Source organism: uncultured Bacteroides sp. (assembly GCF_947632445.1).
Classification (GTDB): Bacteria; Bacteroidota; Bacteroidia; order Bacteroidales; family Bacteroidaceae; genus Bacteroides.
The window spans coordinates 1-4,414 of record NZ_CANRPM010000115.1 but is presented as its reverse complement, the minus strand read 5'-3'; the positions used below and the strand labels follow the sequence as shown (position 1 = coordinate 4,414).

General features: G+C 42.3%; 7 protein-coding genes. 4 read left to right on the top strand and 3 right to left on the bottom strand.

The window, feature by feature from the left end; all coding sequences use genetic code 11:
- The first annotated feature begins 214 nt into the window (after window positions 1-214).
- The 4 genes from Q0Z70_RS13095 (at window position 215) to Q0Z70_RS13080 (ending at window position 2,891) form a co-directional block, all read left to right on the top strand.
- A complete protein-coding gene (locus Q0Z70_RS13095; protein WP_298075184.1) occupies window positions 215-613 on the top strand; it encodes an exo-poly-alpha-D-galacturonosidase in 399 nt (132 codons plus the stop codon).
- A gap of 10 nt (window positions 614-623) precedes the next feature.
- Entirely contained in the window at window positions 624-1,607 is a 984-nt protein-coding gene (locus Q0Z70_RS13090) for a replication initiation protein (protein WP_298075182.1), read from the top strand.
- Window positions 1,608-1,738: 131 nt separating this feature from the next.
- Window positions 1,739-2,422, top strand: coding sequence for a hypothetical protein (locus tag Q0Z70_RS13085; RefSeq protein WP_298075180.1), 684 nt, complete (start codon window positions 1,739-1,741; stop codon window positions 2,420-2,422).
- Window positions 2,423-2,432: 10 nt separating this feature from the next.
- Window positions 2,433-2,891 (top strand): hypothetical protein, encoded by a 459-nt coding sequence (locus Q0Z70_RS13080; RefSeq protein WP_298075179.1) that lies wholly within the window; start codon window positions 2,433-2,435, stop codon window positions 2,889-2,891.
- A gap of 38 nt (window positions 2,892-2,929) precedes the next feature.
- Here the strand turns inward: Q0Z70_RS13080 and mbpC are convergent, their stop codons facing one another.
- From mbpC to mbpA, 3 genes are read right to left on the bottom strand one after another with little or no spacing between them, the layout of a single operon-like run.
- Entirely contained in the window at window positions 2,930-3,376 is a 447-nt protein-coding gene (mbpC, locus tag Q0Z70_RS13075; RefSeq protein ID WP_298075178.1) for a mobilization protein MbpC, read from the bottom strand.
- Window positions 3,333-4,127 carry a mobilization protein MbpB gene (gene mbpB / locus Q0Z70_RS13070; RefSeq protein ID WP_298075176.1) on the bottom strand — a complete coding sequence of 265 codons (795 nt, stop codon included), beginning with the start codon at window positions 4,125-4,127 and terminating at the stop codon, window positions 3,333-3,335. Before mbpB ends, mbpC begins: the two co-directional genes overlap by 44 nt.
- Window positions 4,124-4,399 carry a mobilization protein MbpA gene (gene mbpA / locus Q0Z70_RS13065; protein ID WP_298075187.1) on the bottom strand — a complete coding sequence of 92 codons (276 nt, stop codon included), beginning with the start codon at window positions 4,397-4,399 and terminating at the stop codon, window positions 4,124-4,126. Before mbpA ends, mbpB begins: the two co-directional genes overlap by 4 nt.
- Between the last annotated feature and the right edge of the window lie 15 nt (window positions 4,400-4,414).

Below are 4,414 nucleotides of genomic sequence, written 5' to 3'. Positions count from 1 at the left end.
TTCTATCTTAACATCGACTATCTATGTCCTATCCTCGCGCGCGCGCATTATGCGAGAAAAACACCCTCTAAGTACGAGATAAAGAATACTCAAGTACGAGATAAAGAATAAAAATTAACACTCTAAAAACGAGATAAAGAATAAACAGTACGAGTTTTATTTGTTGAACTCGTACTTAATTTATATATTTGCAGAAAACCATAAAAGCACACTTATGAAACCAACAACTTACATTGATTGGGACGGTCTGAAAGATATTCCGTTCTTCTACTGCGATACAAAGGAAGATGAGGAAAACAAAGACTTCGACATATACTATCAAGGGAAACTGGTGCTGCATGACTACAACCATTGCGGACACTACCTCTACACAGCTGCTGTGCTGTTCAGCAGAATCAAGAATAAAACGGCAGACTGGGTGAACCTGCGCAGCCTTTGGATTCTGCGTGATTGCGTGCGTGAGAACTATAATCACGGCATAGGGGTGGACGACATTATCTTTGGAGAGAATTTTGATGGCGAGAACCTCAATACACTCACGCCGCTTACTAAGAAACGCTTCGATTATTTGTGTAAGCGGATTAAGGAACTTGACCCATACGCAACAATCTAAAAGAATACCTATGAGCGAAAACCTACCAAACAAAGCCGTATTTCAGTCCTATATATGGACATGTGCCAAATACGATTTCAGTCCTTACGAAAAGCGTATCATATATCGTCTTATCGAATTTGCCCAACAATGGTTGGAAGGTATTAAAATCAAAGACCACATGCACAAGATTGAGCCGTCTGACTGTGGGGTGAACATCACCATGCCTGTAGCATCCATTCTTCGAGACGAAGATGACCACAACTATGCCAAGGCTAAAGCTGCATTCACATCGCTGTCTAAAAAAGGGGCTGAATATGAAGATGATAAGATTTGGTTCTATACAGCCATCATCGAACACCCTAAAATAGAAAAAGGCACAGGTATTGCTACCTTTCATGTCTATGACCCTATCTGGAGAGCCGCACTTGATTTTACGAAAGGGTTCAAGAAATACGAACTCATAACAGCCATGAAGTTTAAAAGCGTCTATGCCATGCGATTCTATGAGCTGATGTCCGGACAAACCAAACCTTTGTTTGTGTCGTTAGATGGGTCTGACGGACTTCGCGAAAGGTTTTGCTTGCAAGGAAAGTACGAAAGAGTTAATGATTTCAAGAGATATGTTATCGATGCAGCTAAAAAAGAACTTGATGAATCCTCTCCATACTCCTTTGTCGCTAAGGAGGAAAAGGAAGGAAAGAAGGTCATTGGCTGGACCCTATTTCCTGTATTCTTTGAAGACAGGGAAGACCCTGCACTACAGGAACAGGCGCGCATGGCTAAAATTACAGCACGGCTCCAGCTGGAGAACAACGTATATGACTACCTTAAATTCTCCTTTGACTTCAAGTCTGATGAAATCAACAAGAACAAGAAAACCATTATCGAGGGACAAAACCGCATCCCCGATTTCATGGGGTTCTTGGGGGAATTGAAGAAAGGCGCACGATTGGCAGAAAATCCTAAAGGATATGTTATTGGAGCTATAAAGAGGAAACTCAAAGAAATTTAGTTCATAATCAAAAAGAGGAAATAAGTTACACTTTAAAATAAAAAATAAGATGTAATTAAAAATATGTTTTTATTGTTTATTTCTAAGAAAATATTTATATTTGCGGGTATTAACCCCTAAATCATACCGTTATGAAAAGAATTTTAGCATTAACATCGGTTTTCGTTATTATGATTGGGACGTTCTTTTCATCTTGTACAAATGAAAATGAAACAGTAACTCCCCAAAACAAATCAAACGAATTGGTTGATTACGGTATGGAGTTTGCATCCATACACAATGATTGTCTAGCCTATATTCATCAAGGCTTGAGCTCTGCTAAAACAAGAGGCAATGTTACTACGGACATGAAAGAAATGGTTATACCCATTGCTAACACGTATATATCGCAACATTGTCCTACAAGGACAACCTCTGAATCTATCACCCAAGATATGTTCTCTACAACGATTGAAGAGATACAAGCCTCTCTATCTCCAAAAGAAAAAGAGTATATCGAAAAAGCTTTATCCAATCAAACAGAATCTTTTGAGAACTTAATAAAAGAAGTAGCTTCGGATTTAGATTTACCAGAGCTTAATAGGCAAGCGGTGATTTGCTTTATCACCACTTACCAAGCTTCATCTCAATATTGGGCAGAGCACTATTCAGAATGGGCAGAACTCCTCAACAAACCTCAAACTAGAGTTTCTTTTGGAAGTGTAGTTTTTGCTGATGCTTGGTGGGGATATCAAGGGCTTATGAGTTCAGGGTTAAATCCATGGGTTGGTGGTGGTGCTGCTGCGGTTGGTTCAGCTTGCGCTTGCTTACACTAATGAAATTCTTATGAAAAGTCATATTAAATATGGGCTTATTACAACATGCTGTTGGAATGTTTTATTACTATTTGCCCTTATCATCAGAGCCGACATAAAGGAAGTATCAATATCTTACTTCTTTGATGATGGTATGGGAGGCATAGCAATGACAATGCTCTTTATAGCATGGGCTTTGATATGGTTTGGTATTGGCTCTCACTCAAGGAAAGATTATCTCATCAAACAGCAGTCATACAAAGACATGTTTCCCAACATTGATAATCAGGTTTTGCATAAAGCTTTTACAAGCTATTATTTTTCAAGACACGCAAAAATGCTCTCTATAGTTTTTGCCAGTGCCATTCCGTGGTATGTGATAGGTTATGTAAGAGAGTCTTTTAACATAACAGATTTTGCAGTTATAGCACCACTGATGTTTTTATCAATTATCTGTTTTTGGTTCTACAAGCGCTACAAACTCACATAAAAAAGACTTTCAAAAGTTAAACAAAAAAGCGGAGAATGCTACTCTCCGCTTTTTTGTTTATCCATTTCTTGAAAATATTCATAATACCTCTTGTAGTTATCCCTGTCCTTGGCTGCATCCACCCATAGGTAACACATCAGACAGGCGAACAATAGGGAGAAAACAGCACAAAGGATTGAGTACATTGAAACTTTCTTGTCCACATAGCTGCCGTTTTTCATCCTGTTTCCCTGCCGTTCAAACTCCGCCAATACGTTTTTTAGGCGATTTTCGGCACTTTCAAGACTTCCCCTGTCCATTTCCATCTTTTTAGCTGTTGCGTCCTCTATGCGCTTCGTATAGGCTTCTACACGCTTCAATTCTTGATATACCAGTTCTACCGCAAGCTGCGGGTTCACTTTCGGAGTGGTGTCTTTCCTGCGTGGTCGGTATTGTCCTTGCTTAGAGGTGGAAGCCTCCTTTTCCGGACGTGAGTTTGTTTCCATGTGATATGCTCATTTGGTTATACTTCAATTTTTTCTGTGTCTGCTCTATATGGGCGAGCGTGTAGCCTTTCCCAATCTCGCTTGCCTTGTATTCCGTTCCGCTCCGGGCTGTGACATAGTAGCCGTTAAGTTTCCCGGTGCTTGCCCTGGCTTCCCGGACTTTGAAGCCCAGTTTGCCGAGTTCCTCTTGGAATTTGGCAAGGTCAAAGCCCTGCAGCTTCTTCAGCACCTCGTTCATGGCTTCCTTAATTTCCGCTTTGTTGGCTTTGCCGATATCCTGCGACTGCACGAAGTTCCGTTCCTTGGCTATGGCGTTGGCGGCTTCCGTTGCCCGTTTACCTATCCAGTTGTCCCGGTAGAGTTCCCCGGAAAGGGATATCCGGTTTGCCAGTATATGCAGGTGTGCCTGCTTCTTCTTGCTCTCCGTTCCGCTGTGCTTGATGATGATATACTGGTGGTTCATCAGTTCCATGCACTGCATGAAGTCGTTGCCAAGTTCTGCCCAGTCCGCATCGGTAAAGCTGGAGCTTTCCTCTATCGAGGGGCTAACCTCAAAACGCAGGCAGTTATTCTTTACGTTCGGAAAATCTGTGAAGTAAGGTTTCATCTCCTGCACCATTTCCGCACCCGTACACCCGTAAAGCTCATGCCGGGCTATTTCGGTGGCTGCTGCTTGCCCGTCTATCTCTTTGGCGAGGTCATACTCCAGTGCCGCCACGCCATGTGATATGCTTTTCCCTTTCCCTATCATCGTGAGAGTATTTTTTGGAGTTCTGTTATTAGTGTCCGATTCTCCTCGAACACTTCCCGATACTGGCGACCACCGAAGTAGTTGTTCAGACGCTGGAGTGTTCCTTTCAGTCGGGCTATCTCCCGAAACAGTTCCCTTTCTTCTTCCGTGTACCTCTCCTTGGGTCGTCCGCCCAGTGCGAGTGTACGGCAATACTCCGATGTGCTGATTCCGCATCGGGCTGCCTGTTCCGCAAGTGCCGCCTTTTCAAGTGCGGTGCAGCGGAATGTTATCTTTTCCGTTCGATT